This window comes from Pasteurella atlantica (genome assembly GCF_963693435.1).
GTDB classification, from domain to species: Bacteria; Pseudomonadota; Gammaproteobacteria; order Enterobacterales; family Pasteurellaceae; genus Phocoenobacter; species Phocoenobacter atlanticus.
This window is the reverse complement of the sequence record NZ_OY856306.1, coordinates 149,224-171,584: the sequence shown is the minus strand read 5'-3', so window position 1 is coordinate 171,584 and position 22,361 is coordinate 149,224. Positions and strand designations below refer to the sequence as shown.

Genomic DNA, 22,361 nt, shown 5'->3' with positions numbered 1-22,361 from the left:
ACATTTTGTAAATTTTTATAAAAATATGACCGCTTCAAGGAACAATTAATGAAATTATCTGTTACTCAACAGCTTCTTAAAGAAGCTCGCTGGGCGTTGGCTCTTACTGTTTTTTATATTGTGGGTTGGGTTGGATTTGGTTATTTTTCTCCAGCAGGCAAAGGAATGTTAGGTTTTCCTATTTGGTTTGAGTTTGCTTGTATTTACTTCCCTCTATTATTCATTTTTATCACCTTTACTGTTGTAAAAGTCGTTTACAAAGAAATGGATCTTGAGGTAGATGATGAATCTTGATATGTTAGTTCCCTTAATTGCTTACTTGCTATTTGTATTTGGTGTGGCATTTTACGCTTATCAAAAACGTAAAGGACAAAGTTTCTTAAACGAATATTATATGGGTAGTCGCTCAATGTCTGGCTTTGTATTAGCAATGACAACAGCGGCAACTTATGTAGGTGCAAGCTCTTTTATTGGCGGACCAGGAGCGGCTTATAAATTTGGTTTAGGTTGGGTTTTATTGGCAATGATCCAAGTCCCAGTGGTTATATTAACTTTAGGGGTGTTAGGGAAACGCTTTGCCATATTGGCACGTAAAACTAACAGTGTCACTATTAATGATTTACTTTATGCACGTTATAAAAATCGTTTTGTTGTTTGGGTCGCCAGTTTCTCATTACTGATTTCTTTCTTTGCAATGATGACGGTGCAATTTTTTGGTGCAGGACGTTTACTTGAAACAACTTTAGGAATTCCCTATCAAACCGCAATTTTAATTTTTGCGTTAACCGTTGGAATTTATACCTTTATTGGTGGTTTTCGTGCCGTCGTACTTACGGATACTATTCAAGGTATTGTAATGATTGTGGGAACCACCTTATTACTTGGTGGAGTCATTTATACAACTGGTGGGGTAAGTGCTGCAATCAAAACATTAGAAAATATTGATCCAAATTTAATTAGCCCTTATGGGATTGAAGCTCGTCCACTGGATTTTACCTTTATGTTATCATTTTGGGTACTTGTTTGCTTTGGAATTATGGGATTACCAACCCTTGTGGTCAGAAGTATGGCGTATAAAGATAGCAAGGCATTACATCAAGGCATTATTATTGGAACCGTTGTTGTCGCATTTTTAATGTTAGGAATGCATTTATCTGGCGTATTGGGGCGTGCTTTAGATCCAAATTTAACGGTGTCAGATAAAATTATTCCAACACTAATGCTACAAGTAATGCCTCCTATGGTAGCAGGTATTTTTCTGGCAGCACCAATGGCAGCCATAATGTCTTCTATTGATTCAATGTTAATCCAAGCTTCTTCAACGTTAATTAAAGATTTATACATTGCCATCAAACCAGAAGCTATTCATAACGAAACCAAAATTAAACGACTTTCTACCTTAACCACCTTAATTTTTACCCTATTACTTATTATTGCAGCACTCAATCCACCTGATATGTTAATTTGGCTGAATTTAAATGCGTTAGGAGGATTAGAAGCCACTTTCTTTTGGGTAATTCTACTCGGTTTTTTATGGAAAAAAGCCAATGCAATGGGGGCTATTTTCTCTATGATAGGTGGTTTAGGGAGTTATGGTATGTTAGTGATAACAGAAATTAAATTCTTTAATTTCCACGCTATTGTACCAGCGATATTCGTTGGATTAATCGCATTTTTGATTGGGAATATACTACAAGCTAAAAAATAATTCATTTCTCCAAAAGAGGGGATATGAAAAAATAGGGTTCAAAACTATCTTTGAACCCTAAACCTATCAAACTACATTAAATCAACAGAATTACCATTGATAACCAGCACCTAATGTTGTACCAACGCTTCCACCAGATGTTGAATTAAGCGAACCTTTAATAATCCATTTTCCATCATTAGAAATTGTTGAAATACCTATTGCTATAGCATTCGCTCCTTTGTAGTTTGAGCCTGCAACAGCAACCATATTTTTACCCGGTAAATAAGCTTGTGGTAAACCTGCTACTGCCATTGAGCCAGCAATACCTTTATTAGCTTGTTTTTCAACATTGTTAATCGTATTTTTGACTTCATTAAGTTGAGAAACATTAACAGCATCCGTCGGGGCGGTACCGTTAGCTACACCGTGAATTTGATTTTTCCCCATATTGATAGTGATCTTACCAGTATCTGTTTTCTTCATAATCACATTACCAATATTTAGCTGATCAAATTTACTATTTGGTATTGCTGCACTATTATTAGTATGGCTACCTTTAGGGCTTTGGATACCTTGATCACCTTTATCTCCTTGGATACCTCGGTCGCCTTTATCTCCTTTGGCACCAGTATCCCCTTTAGGACCTTTCAGACCTTGAATACCTTGATCGCCTTTCTCTCCTTTGGCACCAGTGTCCCCTTTAGGACCTTTTAGACCTTGAATACCTTGATCGCCTTTCTCTCCTTTGGCACCAGTGTCCCCTTTAGGACCTTTTAGACCTTGAATACCTTGGTCGCCTTTCTCTCCTTTGGCACCAGTATCCCCTTTAGGACCTTTCAGCCCTTGAATACCTTGGTCGCCTTTGTCACCTTTTGCCCCAGTGTCTCCTTTAGGACCTTGAATACCTTGGTCGCCTTTGTCACCTTTTGCTCCAGTATCTCCTTTAGGACCTTTCAGCCCCTGAATACCTTGATCACCTTTTTCTCCTTTGTCCCCTTTATCTCCCTTAAAATTAGGATCATTTTTAAGTGCATCTTTATCTAATGTGACTAAGGCAATATCTTTACCGTCTTTTGTTGTTTTTTGAACTTTTAAGCCATCACCAAAATCAAAAGCAAGACTAGAAAGATTGATATTCGTTCCTTGCGTATAGTTTGCTCCATTTAAAGAACCACCATTATAAAAACTGATAGTAGGTAATGTCACCGCTTGTCTTAATTGGGCAACGTTAACCGCATCAGTATCATTTGTACCTGCCGCTAGTCCTGTAATTTGTCTTGTGTATTTATTTGTACCGTCAGTATCACCAATTGCTAATGCACCTAATGTAGATTTCCAAGTTGCTGTATCATCTGCTCCATTTCTACCACTTACATCTATTCCTTTAGTACCCGGCATTCCTATGGCTTTTGCGTATGATCCTAATGCAATTCCACCTTGAATATTCGCTTCAGCATCAAAACCTAAGGCAATTGTTTTATTTGCCACTGCTTTTGATCTATAACCAATAGCAACGGCTTCTTCAGTACCTTGTCGCCATTGCCGAACAATATCTTCTGATGCAGATTTATCGGCGAAACCAGCTATTGTTCCCGCACCTATTGCAATTGCTCCTTTTGAAAGTGCTTGAGCACCATCAATAAATTTATAGGTTTGATCAGGTTGTTTATCGTTATAGCCCCCCATTGCAATTGAACCATCACCAATGGCTTTATTACGATATCCCAATGCTGTTGAATTAAACCCATAGGAGTGGTTTTCTTCGCCTAACCCAAAAGCATACCAGCCATCTACTTCATTTTGTTTACCTATTGCAACATAGCCATCTGATGTTGCTTTATTACTATTACTTTCAATCCCATCTCGATGACTTTTGTTATTATCTAAACCAACCATCAAGGAATGTTTTCCCTGTGCAATATTATTTTTACCAAATGCTAAAGCATATTCTCCTGCAACATAATTATTTTCTCCTCCTAAAATAGCACCATAAGTGCCACCATCAATTTTATTATTTACACCACCAATAAGTGTTGCCATATTTGCATTCACAATATTTCTCTGAGCAGAATTTGTACTCATTACAATACTGTTATTTCCTTTCATAATATCTTCTGGTTTAGCATTTTGAGGTATATTTTCAGGAAGTGGATTAAAGGTTGTAAATGCCATCGAATGATCACCAATGACTTTTGCCCCTGCACCAACTGCTAATGAATTAATACCCATAGAATGAGCATCTCGTCCAATTGCAATAGCACTTGTTGGCTCTGGACCAAATTCCCGTTTCGTTGCTTGAGCATTATGTCCAATGGCAATGGTGTTATCTGCTCCTACAATAGCATTGTGACCAACTGCAACCACATTATTAGGACGACAATCATCACTGTTTGGATTATTAGGATCTGTATTTACCATCGCTCCTTGACCGAGCAATACTTTAACAAAAGTGGTATCGGGTATTTTACCGTTACAGGTATCATTATAATGCCCCACATAACCATCTTGAAAATCAGTAGGAGCTGCATAAACCTGACAAGAGGCGAGGGCTAACCCTATAGCCAAGCAAAGAGAAGATTTTTTGTATGTATGTATGTATGTATGTATGTATGTATGTATGTATGTATGTATGTATGTATGGTTTTTCATAAAACACCCCATTATATTAGTTGATTTATATAGTTTTGGATAAAGATTGGCCTGCCAAAAAATATACATTTGATTGAGGGCATAGAAAAGGATGATTTTTTTACATTTTAGGGATGATTTTTTGATTTTTGTGATATATATCACAGATTAAAATTAAGATAATATCAATTTTTCATATAATTCATTGATGTGTAAGTATTGTATAGACAGGGTATGCCCTGTCTATTTGCTATATATTTTGTACAATCATACGTTTTACATTAATTAGCCACTGCACTTTGCCATTCTGCTTGCCATTTTCTTAATGTATCTACATTAGGTAAAGATACATTTAAGGCTTTATATACAGGCATAGTCGCAAAAGCAGGATCAATATAATCCACAATAACAGGTTTCATTATGTTATGTGTCGCAATCACTTTTTGTACTTCTTTTTTGTGTAAAAAAGCCAAAAATTGGCGGGCTAACTTTTGTTTTTTGCTGCTTTTCAAAATAGCGGCTACTTCAATTTGAGATAAATGTCCCTCAGAAAAATTGGCTGCAACATAATTATCATTTTTATCATACCAATGGTGATAGAGCGGCGAAGTGCTATAACTTAATACCATATCAGATTCACCTTTTAAAAATGCACCATAAGTTTCAGACCAACCTTTACCGATAGTCACAGTATGGTTAGCTAAATTTTGCCACGCTGTTTTTACTTTATCGCCATAAACACTGTTCATCCAGACTAATAAACCACGCCCAACTGTGCTGGTGCGAGGATCTTGATAAATGATTTTTATATCTTGACGATTAACCAATTCTGCCAAACTTTTAGGTGGTTTTTTTAATTTTTGTTTGTTATACACAAACGTAAACTCACCAAAATCATAAGGATAAAAAGTGTCATTCGTCCATTGTTGTGGCAAATTTAAATCAGCGATTTTTAATTGATGTTTAGTGAATAAGTCTGATTTTTCCGCTTGTTGTAACGAAAAGTTATCTAATCCTAACATTACATCTGCTTTCGTTTTCTTACCCTCTAAACGGATACGATTAAACATTGTAATACCATCTTGAAATGGCATAAATTTCAGGTTACAACCACACTCTTTTTCAAAAAGGGGTGTTAATACTGGTGCCACTCCCCATTCTGCCGTAAACGAATCATAGGTATAAACCGTTAATGTTGGCGTATTCGCTAAAACTGTAGTGGATAATACAAGTGTGGAAAGGATAACGAGTTGATGGTGTTTCATTTGATTTCCTTCTAAAAAATAAAAATAGAAGGATTTAAAACAGAATAATTAAATTGAACTGCCTCAAATCCCTACGCTGATATTACTCAGATCAGGTTCTATGGGTATTTCTCAGCTTTTGTAAAAAGTCACTAAAATGTAACCGCTTACCAGCACCCCAATGAGAACAGTAAGATTATAGAAAAAAGATCGTGATGATACAAGCTTAAACTTAATCAGTTAGAGGCGGTGAGATGTGATTAAGTATTTGCAAATTTTTATCAACATCTTACCGCTTGTTTTCCATAAACGTAATTCCATATAATAGAAGAGTGATAGGCAGTAATAATGAATAACATACCTATTGTAAAAAGTATTTTGATATCTTTTTATAAACTTCTCTCTTTTTAATATTCAGTATGTGTATGTATTTCTTATTTAATCAGTCAAAACCAACTCTCTCACTAACGCAGTCGCATAACTTCCTGACTCTAAAAAGAAGTTTAATTTCAATCCTTCATCAACAAATCAACTTATCTTTCACAATATCTACCTATATCTCCTGCGAGACTCTCAACAAATAACCTGCGTTCTATGTAGTAATATTCGATTCTATCAATAATACCAATTAAAGTCTCTTTAACATAAATACTGTTATTTTTTATAATAAAATAGTTTTGCTTTCTGAAGTCAAGTACATCTGCAATATCTCCCTTTCCATTACCACAATATTTCCATACAGAATTTTCTAAATTATTTTTATCTTTATAAAAAATGAATGTGATAGCTCCTATTAAAAAGAACAAGCTGATTACACCACATTTTCTTCTCATTCTGTTTCCTTCTAAAAGTTTAAAGCAATATTGATAAAGGTAAAAATTTTTATTTTATTAAAATATTTGCAAGAAGTTGTGATCATCTTACCGCTATTGATCTTGGCTTTTTCTCCAATCAGCCAATTCAATCTCTTCACCTGTAATGGCGTCCAAGTACATTATTTTCCCACTTTCTGGATAGATAACAAAATTATAATGTGTCACATAATTTGTACCATTATCTTCAACAACTTTTATACAATAATCTGTATTTTCTATTTCACTAGGGCTTTTAGAAATCAGTAATTTCAATTTCCTTTTACCATTGGATTTATTAACAATATATTGGTTGCTTGCTTGAACCTCTTTCAAGTTCCATATTCTATTCAGCATAGCTTCTTCTGTTGAAAGTTTCTCAACAACTTTTATAGAACCAGCAAGAGTACCAAACTCCACTCCCTGTAACCACTGATTTAAAGTATCAATTCTTTTATCTGTTAATTCTTTTAAGTATGTTGCACTCAATGTTGGATACATACATCACTCGTGGATTCGCATTTTCAGAAACAGGATATTTCATCTCTAATTCTGCATCTCTGAACTTTACCCATAGCCGTTGTGATTTCTTTAACTTTTCAATAAAAAGCGAAGCGGTTTTGTATTCTGATAGAATTGCTTGATACACTTCATTTAATTTTTTATCTGATTTTTGAAACTCAGCATAAGCTAATTGATTCATTTCAGTTTGGGTTTGTGCAAAACAAATTCCACTAAAACAAAATATGATAAATACGAATTTTTTAATTAGTTCTCCTTTAGCTGATTTTTTGGCACTCAAAAAATTCCCAAAAATCGCTTACGCTTCCCCATTTTTTTAAAAATGCGTTCTATCTTGGGTAAATCTTCATGTTTCGGAAAGTCCTGTTTTAGAGTTTCTAATAATGGTTCAGCACGTTCTTTGTCACCAAACTCAAGTAAATTCATCACTGTTGTGCTTATAACATCTCCACGAGCTTCAAAATCAGGTTGTATTTGTTCAACTGCATCAATGTACTGCAAAGCATGTTGATATTGCTCATCGACACGAGATTTTTCTAGGGTTGATAAAAAGGCTACTTCATACGCACTCAAGTATGCATCTTCGCTATCATTAATAGCACAAAATTTAACAAAATCATCCGCAATTACTGTATCTTCAGGACGATGTTTTGGAAATTTATCCCGAGCCATACCACGAAAATGATAAGCGTATGACAACAGCGGATCACCAATAAACCCCAGTTCTTCTAAGGTATTTGACTTAAGACCATATTCTTCAAGTAAATTGATTGCCTCACTTAAATATTTGTCGGCTCGGACGTAATCCTCAAGCTTCATATAGGATGTATATCCCATTTTTACGTAAAGATCAGCTCGTTCACGTGGAGCTACGGTTTTGATCTTAACGGCTTTTTCAAGTTGAGTTAATCCTTCATAGTAGCTTGCGATATCATTTTCGTAAGCACCTTCTTTGAGTTTTAAATAACCATAACCTGCATACGCCTTGAAACAATTCGCTTTATAATCAGGGTGGTTATTGTCACGAAGAATACGCTTAAAATTAGAGGTAAATTCTTTGCACCAAGCCACTTGTGATCTATTTGCCGTCAGAGCTTGTACTTCAAAATAGTGTGCAAGTACTGCTGAATCTTCAGGATTGTTTGCGTATAATAATTTAACTGCACTTTCCAGATTACCAATATAAACATTGTGGGTACATGTCCATTCAACAACTGCTGATGGGCGTAGATCAGATTCTGTCATTGCATTAACCCGCATAGCATGTAAGAAATCTCCATAACGAGCATTAAATGCATTAAGTGCATCGAAATATGGAACAACACCTTTAGTTGCTTGTATCATTAAATAGCAAACATCTAAATAAAGTAGTGAATCAAAATCTAAATAACCATCCAATGTTTGACGAACTGTATCAATATTTTTTTCAGCACGTACGTATTCTCCAAGATTGATCGCACAGTTGATCATACCTGCGCCATTTTCTATAAAAGGGGACAAATAAAAACCTTTTTCACACAGAAGTAGTGCTTTTTCTTCGTTATCTAAATAGCGGTGAACTGATGAAAAATTGCGACAAAACATTGCATACAAATGAGCACTATTAGCATACCCATTGATTATTTTTCCCTGCTCAACACTTTGAAAAATAGAATCGACAAACTCACCTAACCACAATAATAAATGTGCTAATTCATCGCGCTCACGAATTTGCTTCACGCTAGGTTTCTCACATTCTTTGACATCGTTACACGCAACTTTTAAGTTTGTCATAAAAGTTGTCAATTGATCATAGCCTTCCTTTACCTGAGATCCATTAGGTAGCATAAGTTTTTCAGGTAAGCCAATTCCCCGATAAATGCGCGATATCATTAGGCGTAAATACACCCAGTCATTAGTTATGTTATTTAAGTCATAGTTGTCCCACAGAGATAGAACATCAGCATATTTTTCAGCATTAAATAATACAGCAGTTCGCTGTTCATTCGCTCGCTTTTTTTCTAAACCTTTCTGTTCATAAAAATCAATTAAACTGAGTGCTTCATTGAAATCATCTAATCTAATGCGTGCAAAAAACAATTCATTTTCAAGCAATCGTTGCTTAACAATAGGTAAATCCTGATATTGTTCTAGTGCCTTAGTGATTGCATTTGCATCTTCGTATGGAAACAGACCATTTCTATCAACATAATCTTGGTCTTCTTTTGACCAAAAACTAATAAAATCAGTTGATTCAAAGAACTCATAAGAAGTAAGAAATTTCCAAGCAACTTCACTTGCAAAGGTCTGTGTCTCTTCTGTTCTTATCGTTAGTGCTAATGTAATTAATGCTGGGTGACAAGGAAAAGCAAATGCATCGTATTGATACGATTTTTTTGCAAATTCAAATGCTTGATCAGGTTCATTTTGAGCAAAAGCAATTACTGCACGCTGAAAACATAAATGTCCCAAACGCTGATTGCGTTCGTAGTGGTTGATATTCGTATCATTGCTGACTACTTGCTGCTCACTCAAAATAAATGCAATAGCCTTAGAAAAATCCTTTTCATCAATTAAAGAATTTAAGCTTTGAGGAATGAGTTTATTAAAATTTTTCATTATACGTCCTTATTTTTATAAGTTCAGTGAGTGCTTTTAGCAGAGACTGTCTCTTAAACTGTGTAACTGCACTTTTTAGTTAAAGATAATCAGCTAAGCGATCATCAAACTCAATCATAAACTTATTGAGTGCTAATTTCCAGTCTCTAATTGGCATTGTCCATTTTTTAGAGGCATTTTGAATAGCCAGATAAACGACTTTTTTCGCAGAGTCATCCGTTGGGAATAATTTTCTCTTATTGATGACTTTGCGAATAACACTATTTACAGACTCAATAGCATTAGTCGTATAAATGGCTTTTCTTATATCCTCAGGGTAGTTAAACAAGGTATTCAGCTTATCCCAGTGTTTATACCAAGACCGTGATATTTGCGGATATTTATCATCATAAGTATTCGCAAAATTCTCTAGTTCCTGTAAGGCTTCATCTTCCGTTGCGGATTGATAAATTTTCTTTAAATCTCGAGCTACCGCTTTATAATCCTTATAAGGTACATATTTCATTGAATTACGCACCATATGGACAATACAAAGCTGGATTTTGGTTTTTGGATAAACGGCATTAATCGCATCAGGAAAGCCCGTTAAACCATCTACACAAGCAATAAGGATGTCTTTTACACCTCTATTTTGTAATTCAGTCAGTACGCCTAACCAAAATTTAGCCCCTTCATTTTCAGACATCCACAAGCCTAAAAGCTCCTTTTGTCCTTGCATATTAATGCCTAAGGCAAGGTAAATAGCCAGGGCAAGAGCATTTTAATTTATATTTAGAAGTAATTGAGCTCTAAAATTATCATCCAATGCAGCCATTTTTAGCTTACGTTTCATACTTGCTTTACGAGTTGTATCAGTTTTAACAATATTTAATGCTAGTTTTCTAAAAGCATTCATTACCTCAGCTGCATTCCCTCGCCTAATCCTTGAATTATCTTCATGGAAAGTCATATCTAAAGTCCAGTGTAAGCTATTTTCTATCGCCCAATGATTACGAATAATACTATTTAATCTTTCTGCATTAAGGCTAAGAGAACTTATATAATAACGGTTTTCTATTGTCACTTTTTCACCAATATGGCATTTAGCTTCTATACAAATTACGGTTTGGATATTCGCCCATTTTTTATGTTCTGTAAGCCAATTTTTATCAATTTCTAATTGAATACATCTTCGCTCTTCTATTCGTCCATGACCACTAGTAATATGCTCATAAATAGAATGACCAACATTTGCAAACTGTTCTCTATGACATTTGTGAAACCAAGCCTTAACTTCTTTATTTAACTGTCCTTGATTACCTTTTAATGACACCACATAATCCGCACCTTTAGAATGAATCTTATTGATAATAGCATGCTGACATCCCATTGCATCAAGTGTAATAGTGGCTCCTTTTACATCAAGTAAATCTAATAGTTTAGGGATTGCTGTAATTTCATTTGATTTACCCTCTACTTTTTGTTGTCCTAACACTAAGCCATTTTCACAACTCCAAGCACTAACCATATGTAGACTATCTTTTCTATTTTTTGTAGAAAAACTGCCTCTTGCACTTTTTCCATCAATGGCAATAATTTCTCCATCTACTTCTGTTATGAGTTCTTTAACCCAATTGATAAAACAAGTTTGAATAGCTTCAGGTTCTAAGCGACTCATTACCCTTGCTATAGTATCATGTTTAGGAATTCCATTATGAAAAGGTAAATAACGTCTCAACCAGTCTAGTTTTACGTGACCGAAGTCTTCTATATCTTCCCAACCTTCTGCACCAGATAGGACTGCACAGATAGATAGAAATAAAATATCTATAAGTGCATGCTTTTTACATCGTTCAATTCTAGGATCTTTGATAATTGAAAAGTGAGTAATAAAATTATTTGTCATATCAGTAAACCTTTTTTACATTTGTTACTGATCTGATCGTAAAAATAGTATTTAGTTCAATTTAAAATGATCTTGCCCTGGGTAAATAGCCTTGTTAATCACACGTTTATCTTGACGGACTTTAACAACAATGCAGTCTAAATAAACAATAGGATAGACCTCATCAAGGGGGCGAGATTGCCACTCTATAACATCATCTAATAGAGCATCTGTCACACGTGATACCAGTGTAGGTGAGACTTCAGTCCCATACAGGTCTGACACGGTTTCAGTGATTTCACGGGTACTCATTCCTTGTGAATATAAATAGATAATTTTTGAGTCTAGTGTAGGCACTCTTGTTTGTCGTTTTTTGATAATTTCAGGCTCAAAAGTTCCCTCTCTATCACGTGGCGTATCGATAGAGAACTTCCCTTCTTCAGAATATACTGTTTTGGTTGTAACGCCATTTCTAGCGTTACTTCCTTTACGTGTGCCATTCTTTTGATAGCCTAGATGTGCATCTAATTCAGCATTGAGAGATTTCTCAAAGAAACGTTTGTGCAATAGCTGAGTCGCATTTGCGATATCTTCTTGAGAATCTAGTTGCTCAAGTAGAGCATCGATTTGGTTGGTTAAATTTGCTTTTTTCATATTGGTATCCACCTTAATGTTTTTTGTATATTAAAGCAGATACACAGTTATTTTTATAGTCTCTTTTAGCAATTAAATTTGAGCAAAAACTATAACTATCTTACCGTTATTTTTAACCTTACCATAAACGTCTCCCTCTTTCCAATATTCAGTGTGCATGTGTATTTCTTTTTTAGTCAGCCAAAACCAACTCTCTCACCAATGCAGTTACAGAACTTCCTGACTCTAAAAAGAAGTTTAATTCCCCCCCCTCTTCATCAACAAATCACCATTAAGATCTTTTTTGTCTCATGTTATGTAATTTATTTAATTCCAATCAACTTATCTTTCACAATATCTACCTATATCTCCTGCGAGACTCTCAACAAATAACCTACGTTCTATATAGTAATATTCAACTCTATCAATCATACCAATTAAAGTCTCTTTAACATAAATACCGTTATTCTTTATAATAAAATAGTTTTGCTTTCTAAAGTCAAGTACACCTGCAATATGTCCCTTTCCATTACCACAATATTTCCATACAGAATTTTCTAAATTATTTTTATCTTTATAAAAAATGAATGTGATAGCTCCTATTAAAAAGAACAAACTGATTACACCACATTTTCTTCTCATTCTGTTTCCTCCTAAAAGTTTAAAGCAATATTGATAAAGGTAGAAATTTTTATTTTATTAAAATATTTGCAAAAAGTTGTGATCATCTTACCGCTATCATTGATAAATAATCTCTTTACTGACTGTCTCTTTCCGTTGTTTCTTCACCTTTATAATTAAAAACTCGGTTATCAAACCAATATGTTTTATTATCATCTTTTGTATTTCTCCTTCCTTGTTCATACTCTGTGAATTTTGGAAAGTCAGCGACTTTTTCCCCTTTTTGATTAATTAAAAATAAATTTTGTCCATTTAGTAAAGCTACTCTTGTATAACCTTTATAAAACGTTCTATCTCCCCAACCATATTTTATTGGTATCACAAGCTTTCCCTTTGTATTGATAAAGCCACACTCTTTATTAAACTTCTTACAAATTCTTGCGTAACCTTCTCTAAATGGCTCAACATCTTTGTATTTTGAAACATCAAAAGGTGCTTTTTTAGCATTTTTATCTATAAACATAAACTTATCATTTTTGTCTTTAACCAGTAAATAACCATTATGAAATTTCATTGACCAAGACTCAATATCTTTGATAGTCATTTTATTAAGTCTTTTCCCATTCTGATCTAAGAGATAATATTTTGTTGAATATGCATTACTTATAGCAGTAGGTATTAATTTCTTTAAAATTATTCTGTCATCAGCTAATTCGATTCTACTATATTCATTTTGACCGAAACTTAAGATTTTCTTATTATCAGAAAAACGATATAAATTAGTGATCTTATTAGAAGATTCCTTTATTGTTTCAACATAAAAATATTTATTAACATCTAAATCTCTTACAGTAGGACTTAATAACACTTTCATATTTGTTATATCTAACAAACCTCGTTTATCATTGCTAATATCAGAACCTGCAATTTGTACATATTTTTTATCATTATAATAAGTATTAAAAGGGATAAAATAAGGCAATTTTTCCATTTTTGAAGTTTTAGGATTAAGATAAAAATAAGCTATATCTGAATTTTCAGTCATTTTTCCACAATAAATATTGGCTATTTTATGAAAAAGTCTTATAAAGGTTGGCTTAACCACCCATTTACCCTTGCTATTGAGAATGCCTTGCTTTCCTGTGTTAAAATCAATCGCAATTAGATGATGATTTTTATTCGCTAAGGGTTTGATTTTATAAGTGCTCGTAAATTTTTCTATCTTCATTTCTTTTGAAATCAGCACATCAATTTCATTCAACTCCCCACTAAATGTAAGACTTTTACGTATTTTTAATTTTAAAGGTGCTTGTATTGGTGTGTGTTTATTAATATATTGTTGTAATAATTTTTCCGTTTTAATCGTCTTATTAATGATCTGTTTTTTTGCCTCTTTTAGCATCTCTAAATACTGATGAACAAACTGTTGTTGTTTTTCAGATAACACGGTATGTGAAGAAGCACTTCTGTCTCTTAAGATCCTTCCATCTTTATAAATACCTCTAATCTTAATTAATTTACTTAATGTTTGTGGATATTCAAGCACCACTTTGTTATTTACCATCTGTATTAATTTAATATCACCAAATTCAGTATGAATGATTTTATTTTTTTCTGATAATGTTTTTGTTTCTACATTTTCTAATGGAAAATCAATAGTAAATTTTATTGATTTAATTGGTTTTGGATTTTCTAACACAAAGTTTTTTTCAGCAAAACTGCTGTTTAATACAATTTTTTCAATTTCAGTCGCATTGTCAGTTTTTGAGTAGGAATATTCTTTACCATTATCTTTGTCAGTAACCATATATTTTTTCTCAACCGAACTTTTTGATAGCACCAAAGTTTCAATATTTTTATGACTACCATCAAGATATTCCACAGATATTGCTTTAAAAATAGGGATATTATTGTAATTACGACTCCAATAAGAATTATCTTTATTAATCACTTTCACTAAATCATACAAATGAGGTTTCAAAATAATGATATTGTAGGGATAATATATTTTAGAATAAACATCAAGAGCGTCAAAGAAATGCTGAATTTTATTTTTATCAATACTTACTTTTCTTTTTAAATCTATAAAAGTAGGCGCATCATTTACAGAAAAAGATTTTTTACCCTGTATTGGCGCAACTTCAAACTGCATATTAGAAATATCAATCATCATTTCTAACTTTAAGATTTCACTATTAACTTTATCCATTAATGGGTTTTCTTGTGCATTTGCATAACTGATCAAAAAATTTGATAGTACAAATATGCAAGTTATTAATGTTTTCATTATTAGCTCCTGATATTTTTAAAATATAAATGACTGCATAATCAACTCGTTAATCCGTTAGAACCAACTCTCTCACTAACGCAGTTGCATAACTCCCTGATTCTAAAAAGAAGTTTAATTTTAGTCCTTCATCAATAAATAGCCATTCAAAGTTTTGTGGTTTACACAACATTGCTCGGCGAGCGGCTTTCATTCTTACCTCTTTCATCAATTCAATAAAAGATTGGTGTTGTGCAATAATTTGTTGCTCAGGTTGTGGGGCTGATTTGTCTAAGGAATCTTCCCCGATCAGTGGAGCAGTCAGCAATAAATCATTATCTGTTAAACGTTGTTGTAATTCTGCTAACTCATTTTCTGTCGCTTGAAAGAAACTATTTGAGCCTGCAAGTTGTAGTAAATCATTATTTACAACTCGTGAAATAAGGTTTTCTTGAATACGAGCTGAAACCACTTGATTGAATATATCACTACGTGCGGCTGAAAGATAAAAACTGCGTTTTTTACGATCTTTCACCTTAATTTCACCATTCGCCCAACGTTGAGCTTGAATTAAATTATTGCCATCTCGTCCGAAGCGTTGTTCGGTAAAATAGTTAGGAAATCCAACCGCTTGAATTTGGGTTAAGCGTTGTTCTAAATCATCCGTTTGTTTTACCTCTCTTAATAAAAGCTCAAAATGATTACCCACTAACGCCCCCACACGAATTTTACGATTATGGCGAGTCACCTCTAAAATCTCGACACCTTCTTCTGAAAACTGGCTAAAATCTGGTGTTTCCTTACCTGCTAAGTGTAAACAAAACCATTGTTCTGTGATGGCATTGCGATCTTTTAAGCCAGCATAACTCATATTTTTTGCAGAAATACCCGCAAATTTTGCTAATTTTTCCCCTACAAATAAGGTGTTGGCATTGGTTTTACGCACTTTAACCGCAACAAATTCTCCTTCATTAGCAAGATCGTAACCCAATTCTTCTCTCACAATAAAATCTGCAAATTCTGCTTTTAATCGACCCGCTTGTTTGGGTTCACCATTTAGATAGGCTAAATTCATTTTTTAATCCTTAATTTTTTATGATTTTCTAATATGAAAATACCGCTAACACTAGAAAGTGCAAGCGGTAAGATCTCATCAATAATTTACAAATTAACGTCTAGGTAAATATCCTATTGGATTAACTGACTTACCTTTATAACGAATTTCAAAGTGTAATTTTGTGGTGTTAGTACCTGTATTACCCATTGTTGCAATACGTTGTCCTAATTTTACAGTATCGTTTTCATCCACTAAAATTTCATCATTATGTGCATAAGCACTTAAGTAATTATCACTATGCTTGATAATTATTAGGTTGCCATAACCTTGTAGTGCATTACCGGCATAAACTACTCGACCTTTCGCTGCTGCTTTAACGGCTTGCCCTTTGGAACCAGTAAGATCAATTCCTTTATTTCCCCCATCTACTGAAGAAAAAGAAGAAATAACACGTCCAGCTGTTGGCCAATGCCATTTTATGGATTCAGTGTCAGCAACAGGTAGTGAGTGACTATTTGAGACTTTTATTTGTGTTGGTGTTGCTGTATTTGTGGTTGCTTTTATTGGTCCTTTGACTGTTCCATCTGAACCATAAGCAGTACCATTAGCGGCTTGTGTATAAGTAACATTAGGTTCTTGTTTTACAGGTTTTTCAACTACCACTTTTTTAGTCACTACTTTTTCGGTATAACCACTAGAAAGTTTAATTTTTTGACCAATACTTAATGAGTAAGGCTCTTTTAATCCATTCAATTTAGCGACTTCTTTTACATCTTTACCTGCTATATAGGCGATAAGAAACAGAGTATCACCTTTACGAACAGTATACACATTGCCATCATAAGAGCCTTTATCAATTTGGCTATAAATTGGTTTATGTGTTGTACTATCACGAGGGATTTTTATTTTTCTCTCAATTTCCTTCTCTTTCACTTTTATTTTTCGGGTTATTTTTTTTACTACTTTTTTTGTAGATATAGCCGATGGTTTTAAAATCTCTTTCTGAATAGGTTTTGATGCGGTATTCATAGAAGACGGCATTTTTGCACGTTGAAGTCTTACATTGTGATTAACTACATTTACTGGTGGTGGAAGCTGTATATTGCGTCCTGAACCAGAAGCATATTCAACAGGTGCTGCTCGATTAGAGCTACAAGCTGTCAATGCAATCATCGTGAGTGGAAAAAATAAAACAAGTTTTTTCATTACATCAATCTCTATTTTGTATTTATTATTTAAGCATTAAGACTTGTCCAATTGATAAAGTGTATGGATAAGTTAAATTATTTAAACGTGCGATTTCTTCTTTATCTTTTCCTGCTAAATAAGAAACAAAGAATAAAGTATCACCCTTTTGAACTGTGTAAGCGTCTCCAGTATAAGAACCTTTAGCAATTTGACTATAATCAGGTTTACCATTGGCATCTCTTGGAATATTAAAAGTATTATTCACTTGAGATACGGGACGACTAACAGGTATTTCTTGTTGATATACTGGAGGAACGGGTTGCTCAATGGTGTCAGTATTCTGCCAACCGCCACTTACTGTTCCAACTTCTGCCGGCGGTGGAATATCATCTTCAATTGTTGGAGCATACGTTGTACAAGCGGTCAAAGTCAGTGCCATAATCGGAAATAATAAAAATGATTTTTTCATTGTATTTGTACCTTTTATTTAAAAAATTGGTAGAAAGAATAAACGATGACGACGAATAATACAACCGCCCAGCCTATAATTTCAATAGATTTTCGAATTTTATGTGCATATTTTTCTCCCCCCCACGCTGATAATCTTGCTACTAACAAAAAACGTAGAAAACGAGAGATTGTCGCTGTTAATACAAAAGGTAAAAACAACATTTGCATTACACCTGCACAAATCGTAAATATTTTATACGGAATTGGTGAGAACCCTGCTAAAAAGACAACTAAAATGCCCCATTGTTCAAACCAAGTGAGTGTTTTATCAAATTGAGCTTGATAACCCCAACCAAAAATAATGTCTTTTACCCAATCAAAGGCATAAAATCCAATGCCATAACCGATCATTCCCCCCATTACAGAGGCGATCGTGGTATAAATTGCATAACGAGTTGCTAATTTAGGCTGACTCATCGACATTGGAATAAGCATTACATCAGGTGGAATAGGGAAAAATATTGCCTCAATAAAACTGACAAGACTTAACCATAGCCACGCCAAACGGTGTGATGACCATTCCATTACCTTATCATAAATTGTGCCAAATAGTTTCATTTAAAATTTTTCTTTTAACGCTAAAATAGATTGATAAGCCGTCATATCTGCTTGGATTGGTGTGATAGATACCTTATTTTGTTTGACAGCAAAAAAGTCTGTTCCTTCTCCATTATCACTCGGAGTACCACTTGGTCCAATCCAATAAACAGTTGCATCTCTCGGATCTTTTTCTTTAATCACTTTTGCATCAGCAAGACGATTTCCACAGCGAGTAATTTCGATACCTGCTAATTTTGAATAAGGAACATTTGGAACATTTACATTCAAAATTTGTTTATTCGGAAGAAGATTGACTTGTATTTTTTGCAGTAAATCAAGAACCACTTTAGCCGCAGTTTCAAAATAATGCTCGCCTGATACAAGATAAGTTGAATCATTTTTTTCTACTAGAGAAACCGCAATCGAAGGTAATGGTAAATGACGACCTTCAAGGGCAGCGGCAACTGTTCCTGAATAAATTACATCATCACCTAAATTAGCACCGTGATTAATCCCAGAGACAACCAAATCAAATTCTTCTTCAAAAAAACCATTTAATGCTAAGTGTACACAATCTGCTGGTGTACCTGCGACAACAGTATAATTCTGTTCAGAGAGTTTTTTTACTCGCAATGGATCAACTAAGGTTAAACAACTTGATGCTGCACTTCTATTTCTATCTGGTGCGATTATTGTTACATTATGTCCTGCATCACGTAAGGTTTCTGCTAATACATTGATACCCTTCGCATGGATACCATCATCATTACTGATTAAAATTTTCATTTACGTTCCTTATTAATAAAATTTGTAAATTTTTGTTAAGATCTTACCGCTTGTTTTATTTTGTTAAAGCAGTCATCAACTTAAAAACTAATATGTATAGATTGTTTCATACTTTTATACAAGGAGCAATAATGTTATATGATTAAAGCATCTCCGCAATCGCCTCTGCCTGTTCTAATACATATTTAATTGCGTCCTCCTGTTTATCTGGGGGATATTTATAAATCATCAGCATTCGACGCACTAAAATTCGCATTTTGGCTTTTACGCCTTCTTTATATTGCCAGTCGATGGTAGCGGATTTTCGTAGTTTATCGGTAATTTCTCGTGCCAGTTTGATTAAGGTTAAATCACCCATTAGCTCTTTGGCACTGTCATTTTTAGCAAGGGCGTCATAAAAAGCTAATTCTGCCTCGCTTAATCCTAATTTTTGCCCACGTTTGCTTTGTTCATCAAATTCTTTCGCCAAGCCGATCAGTTCTTCAATTATATTTAACACCGATAAATTATGGTTGTGATATTGATTCATCGCTTCTTTTAAACGTTGCTCAAAATCCGCTTTAGTAGTTAAATTCGCACCGCTCAATTCATTGATTTTAGATTTCAAATAACGCTCAATCGCAGACGTCCACAAATCTTTGGTCGGGCTTTGGCGGATCACATCTAAAAACTCATCGGATAACAAGTTGATATTTGGACGTTCTTGTTCGAGTAAATCAAAAAGATCCACCACACCATCAGAAGTAACCGCTTGGTTGATCAAGGAGACTAATTTTAATTGCTGTTCATTTTTACCTGTTTTCGGATCTTTAGTGGCACTGTTTTTGATAATGGTTGCTCGCACAGCGTCATAAAACGCAAGTTCTTGTTTATAAGGTGTGGCTTGGGGCAATGCACCGCATAAAGAAAGCCCTTTTTTGGCTAATCGTACCGCCTCTAAAAAGGCTTTTTTGCGTGGTGTTGCCTCTTTTTTATTTGGATCATTTGGCGATGAATTAACACGATCTAACCCAACAATATGGTTTGCACCATTTAGAATTTCCGTCAATAATTGCGGTGGATTTGTGATTTTTAACACATCATCAAGGCTGAATTTTTTACCGTCCACCACGCTTGCAAATTGCCCACGAATAATAGAAATATACTCACACATTTTGTCAAAAATAGCGTCAATATCCTGCTTAACCGAGCCTTTGCCGTTTGCATTAGTATAATTTGCGGTTGCTTCTCGCAATTCTTCCGTCAGCCCTACATAATCCACGATCAATCCACCATTCTCACGGCTTTTATTACGAAACACACGGTTTACCCTTGCGATCGCCTGCATTAAATTATGCCCTTTCATCGGCTTGTCTATATACATTGTATGGCAACAAGGTGCGTCAAATCCTGTGAGCCACATATCACGCACAATCACCACTTTTAACGGATCATCAGGATCTTTAAAGCGTTTTTCTAACACTTTCTTATCTTGATTATGGATCTGCCACGCCTGTGGATCACTGGCATTACTGGTCATTACAATTTTAATCGCCCCTTGATTAACATCTTCACTGTGCCATTCAGGGCGTAAAGCGGTTATTTTTTGATAAAGTTTTACACAAATATCACGGCTCATCGCCACTAACATTGCCTTACCCTCAAAGACTGCATTACGCTCTGAAAAATGATGAATAAAATCATTCGCTAATTTATCCAAACGCTCGTCCGTCCCCATCAGTTTTTCACGCAAGCGAAATTCAGGACTATCCTCATCATCAAGCAAATCCCTTGCCTCTCTCATCAAGCGATCAAACTCGTTGCTTTCATTTAAACTGATTTGACGTGCCTCATAAATAATCGGTACTGTCGCACCGTCTTCCACCGCGTCTTGAAAATCATAAATCGACACATATTTTCCAAAAACTTCTTGCGTATCACGATCTTCCATTTCAATCGGCGTCCCTGTAAAACCTAAAAAAGACGCATTCGGCAAGGCACTGCGTAAATGTTTGGCAAAGCCTGCACGATATTGCCCTTGTGCGTTAATTTTTTGATTAAAGCCATATTGCGAGCGATGGGCTTCATCGGTAATCACAATAATATTCGAGCGAGAATTTAAAACAGGGTGGCTTTCTTCTTCATCGCTTAACCCAAATTTTTGAATAGTGGTAAAAATCACACCGCCCGCTTCTCGTTTGGCAAGTTCTAGACGTAATTCCTCGCTATTTTTAGCTTGGATCGGTGTTTGTTTTAAAATCGCCTTCCCTTCGTCAAAGGTTTTAAATAATTGACCATCAAGATCATTACGATCTGTGACCACCACAATGGTCGGATTACCTAACACTTTTTGAGATAACACTTTGCCCGTATAAAACAGCATTGATAAAGATTTGCCACTGCCTTGGGTATGCCACACCACACCGATTTTTTTATTCCCCTTGATCGCAATTTCAGTGGATTGCACTGCCTCATTCACCCCATAATATTGATGATAAGCGGCGATTTTTTTGATGATTTTTCCTTTTTCATTCTTCTCAAACACCGTAAAATTTTGGATATAATCCAACAAAATCTCAGGCGAGAATAAACCATTGAGCAAACTTTCTAATTCATTTTCAAACTGTACTCGCACACTGTTCTGCTTTTCGTCCACCACTCGCCACGGTGTAAAACGATCAAAATCCGCCGTAACCGATCCTACTCGTGCTTGGGTGTGATCCGAGATCACCAAAACCTGATTAAAAATAAACAGATCCGTAATTTCATCTTTATAGGTTTGTAACTGAGAATATGCCTTGCTAATATCCGCTTCTTCGATAAGAGGATTTTTCAACTCAAACACCACAATCGGCAAGCCGTTAATATAAGCGATGACATCAGGACGGCGATTGCCTTTTCGCCCCGCAATAGTTAATTGATTGACCACTAAAAAATCATTATTCGCTACATCTTGAAAATCAATCAAACGCACCACATCACTGATTTGCTCGCCCTCTTTTTGATAGCTCACCGCCACCCCATTACGCAGCCAGCCATAAGCCATCTGATTTTGTAACGCTAAATCACTACTATCGGAAAAGCAAATTTTCTGCACCACTTCTTCAATCACAGGCTCAGGAATATCCGAATTTAAACGTAGCAACGCTTGCTTCAACAACGGCTTAAATACCACCTGCGACCCACGAGAACGCCACGCACCGTCAATGGATAACTGCTCATCAATCGGAATATCCTTACCATATTGATACCCCCAACCGAGCATTTTTAATTGTTTAATCGCCATTTGCTCAATAAGATCTTCATTTATCGGTGTGTTTAGTTTCATAATCTGTCCTGTTTTTGTAAATTTTTGTGGGGAATTGACCGCTTGTTTAATAAAAA

Annotated in this window: 17 protein-coding genes, 2 pseudogenes and 1 riboswitch; of the genes and pseudogenes, 2 read left to right on the top strand and 17 right to left on the bottom strand. The window is 34.8% G+C overall.

Translation table 11 applies throughout. The features are described from left to right. Positions 1-48: 48 nt before the first annotated feature. Both U9966_RS00830 and panF read left to right on the top strand, forming a co-directional pair. Positions 49-294: a YhdT family protein gene (locus U9966_RS00830; protein WP_211599054.1), complete on the top strand. Its 246-nt coding sequence runs from the start codon at positions 49-51 to the stop codon at positions 292-294. Continuing rightward, entirely contained in the window at positions 284-1,708 is a 1,425-nt protein-coding gene (gene panF / locus U9966_RS00825; protein ID WP_306346811.1) for a sodium/pantothenate symporter, read from the top strand. Before U9966_RS00830 ends, panF begins: the two co-directional genes overlap by 11 nt. A gap of 90 nt (positions 1,709-1,798) precedes the next feature. On the opposite strand, the gene U9966_RS00820 is transcribed toward panF, so the two are convergent. The 17 genes and pseudogenes from U9966_RS00820 to U9966_RS00740 all read right to left on the bottom strand — a co-directional run bounded on the left by U9966_RS00820 (position 1,799) and on the right by U9966_RS00740 (position 22,305). After that, positions 1,799-4,255: a YadA-like family protein gene (locus U9966_RS00820; protein WP_306346724.1), complete on the bottom strand. Its 2,457-nt coding sequence runs from the start codon at positions 4,253-4,255 to the stop codon at positions 1,799-1,801. Between the two features lie 344 nt (positions 4,256-4,599). Beyond that, positions 4,600-5,583 carry a thiamine ABC transporter substrate binding subunit gene (thiB, locus tag U9966_RS00815; RefSeq protein WP_306346723.1) on the bottom strand — a complete coding sequence of 328 codons (984 nt, stop codon included), beginning with the start codon at positions 5,581-5,583 and terminating at the stop codon, positions 4,600-4,602. Between the two features lie 50 nt (positions 5,584-5,633). Further along, a riboswitch (TPP riboswitch) is annotated at positions 5,634-5,753 on the bottom strand. Positions 5,754-6,095: 342 nt separating this feature from the next. Further along, positions 6,096-6,395, bottom strand: a complete 300-nt coding sequence (locus U9966_RS00810; RefSeq protein ID WP_306346722.1) for a hypothetical protein — start codon at positions 6,393-6,395, stop codon at positions 6,096-6,098. Between the two features lie 93 nt (positions 6,396-6,488). Then, entirely contained in the window at positions 6,489-6,914 is a 426-nt protein-coding gene (locus U9966_RS00805; RefSeq protein WP_306349279.1) for a hypothetical protein, read from the bottom strand. Beyond that, positions 6,868-7,215, bottom strand: coding sequence for a lysozyme inhibitor LprI family protein (locus U9966_RS00800; protein ID WP_306346720.1), 348 nt, complete (start codon positions 7,213-7,215; stop codon positions 6,868-6,870). The genes U9966_RS00805 and U9966_RS00800 overlap by 47 nt, the downstream gene beginning before the upstream one ends. Continuing rightward, positions 7,212-9,533 (bottom strand): hypothetical protein, encoded by a 2,322-nt coding sequence (locus U9966_RS00795; protein WP_306346719.1) that lies wholly within the window; start codon positions 9,531-9,533, stop codon positions 7,212-7,214. Before U9966_RS00795 ends, U9966_RS00800 begins: the two co-directional genes overlap by 4 nt. A gap of 79 nt (positions 9,534-9,612) precedes the next feature. After that, positions 9,613-10,278: pseudogene (locus U9966_RS00790) on the bottom strand (IS256 family transposase); the annotation flags it as partial. 15 nt (positions 10,279-10,293) lie between these two features. Then, positions 10,294-11,418: an ISAs1 family transposase gene (locus U9966_RS00785; protein ID WP_306347859.1), complete on the bottom strand. Its 1,125-nt coding sequence runs from the start codon at positions 11,416-11,418 to the stop codon at positions 10,294-10,296. An 81-nt stretch (positions 11,419-11,499) separates the two neighbouring features. Then, positions 11,500-12,051 (bottom strand): annotated as a pseudogene (locus tag U9966_RS00780) (IS256 family transposase); the annotation flags it as partial. A gap of 321 nt (positions 12,052-12,372) precedes the next feature. Then, on the bottom strand, positions 12,373-12,672 hold the full coding sequence (locus U9966_RS00775) for a hypothetical protein (protein WP_306347761.1): 300 nt from the start codon (positions 12,670-12,672) through the stop codon (positions 12,373-12,375). A gap of 115 nt (positions 12,673-12,787) precedes the next feature. Continuing rightward, positions 12,788-14,938, bottom strand: a complete 2,151-nt coding sequence (locus tag U9966_RS00770; protein WP_306347762.1) for a WG repeat-containing protein — start codon at positions 14,936-14,938, stop codon at positions 12,788-12,790. 49 nt (positions 14,939-14,987) lie between these two features. Further along, positions 14,988-15,992, bottom strand: coding sequence for a tRNA pseudouridine(13) synthase TruD (truD, locus tag U9966_RS00765; RefSeq protein ID WP_306347763.1), 1,005 nt, complete (start codon positions 15,990-15,992; stop codon positions 14,988-14,990). A 93-nt stretch (positions 15,993-16,085) separates the two neighbouring features. Continuing rightward, entirely contained in the window at positions 16,086-17,180 is a 1,095-nt protein-coding gene (locus U9966_RS00760; RefSeq protein ID WP_306347764.1) for a peptidoglycan DD-metalloendopeptidase family protein, read from the bottom strand. Between the two features lie 25 nt (positions 17,181-17,205). Continuing rightward, positions 17,206-17,631 (bottom strand): LysM peptidoglycan-binding domain-containing protein, encoded by a 426-nt coding sequence (locus U9966_RS00755; RefSeq protein ID WP_306347765.1) that lies wholly within the window; start codon positions 17,629-17,631, stop codon positions 17,206-17,208. A 14-nt stretch (positions 17,632-17,645) separates the two neighbouring features. Then, complete coding sequence (locus U9966_RS00750; RefSeq protein ID WP_211597545.1) at positions 17,646-18,230, bottom strand: YqaA family protein; 585 nt, start codon at positions 18,228-18,230, stop codon at positions 17,646-17,648. Further along, positions 18,231-18,998, bottom strand: coding sequence for a 5'/3'-nucleotidase SurE (gene surE, locus U9966_RS00745; protein WP_211597544.1), 768 nt, complete (start codon positions 18,996-18,998; stop codon positions 18,231-18,233). It abuts the gene before it with no gap. Between the two features lie 142 nt (positions 18,999-19,140). Next, positions 19,141-22,305: a type I restriction endonuclease subunit R gene (locus U9966_RS00740; RefSeq protein WP_306347766.1), complete on the bottom strand. Its 3,165-nt coding sequence runs from the start codon at positions 22,303-22,305 to the stop codon at positions 19,141-19,143. Between the last annotated feature and the right edge of the window lie 56 nt (positions 22,306-22,361).

Bases quoted from the DNA above. Each gene is read 5' to 3' on its own strand.
- U9966_RS00785 (WP_306347859.1), bottom strand. From the start codon at position 11,418: ATGACAAATAATTTTATTACTCACTTTTCAATTATCAAAGATCCTAGA.
- panF (WP_306346811.1), top strand. From the start codon at position 284: ATGAATCTTGATATGTTAGTTCCCTTAATTGCTTACTTGCTATTTGTA.
- U9966_RS00830 (WP_211599054.1), top strand. From the start codon at position 49: ATGAAATTATCTGTTACTCAACAGCTTCTTAAAGAAGCTCGCTGGGCG.
- U9966_RS00740 (WP_306347766.1), bottom strand. From the start codon at position 22,305: ATGAAACTAAACACACCGATAAATGAAGATCTTATTGAGCAAATGGCG.
- thiB (WP_306346723.1), bottom strand. From the start codon at position 5,583: ATGAAACACCATCAACTCGTTATCCTTTCCACACTTGTATTATCCACT.
- truD (WP_306347763.1), bottom strand. From the start codon at position 15,992: ATGAATTTAGCCTATCTAAATGGTGAACCCAAACAAGCGGGTCGATTA.
- U9966_RS00760 (WP_306347764.1), bottom strand. From the start codon at position 17,180: ATGAAAAAACTTGTTTTATTTTTTCCACTCACGATGATTGCATTGACA.
- U9966_RS00795 (WP_306346719.1), bottom strand. From the start codon at position 9,533: ATGAAAAATTTTAATAAACTCATTCCTCAAAGCTTAAATTCTTTAATT.
- U9966_RS00750 (WP_211597545.1), bottom strand. From the start codon at position 18,230: ATGAAACTATTTGGCACAATTTATGATAAGGTAATGGAATGGTCATCA.
- U9966_RS00755 (WP_306347765.1), bottom strand. From the start codon at position 17,631: ATGAAAAAATCATTTTTATTATTTCCGATTATGGCACTGACTTTGACC.
- surE (WP_211597544.1), bottom strand. From the start codon at position 18,998: ATGAAAATTTTAATCAGTAATGATGATGGTATCCATGCGAAGGGTATC.
- U9966_RS00770 (WP_306347762.1), bottom strand. From the start codon at position 14,938: ATGAAAACATTAATAACTTGCATATTTGTACTATCAAATTTTTTGATC.
- U9966_RS00810 (WP_306346722.1), bottom strand. From the start codon at position 6,395: ATGAGAAGAAAATGTGGTGTAATCAGCTTGTTCTTTTTAATAGGAGCT.
- U9966_RS00805 (WP_306349279.1), bottom strand. From the start codon at position 6,914: ATGTATCCAACATTGAGTGCAACATACTTAAAAGAATTAACAGATAAA.
- U9966_RS00775 (WP_306347761.1), bottom strand. From the start codon at position 12,672: ATGAGAAGAAAATGTGGTGTAATCAGTTTGTTCTTTTTAATAGGAGCT.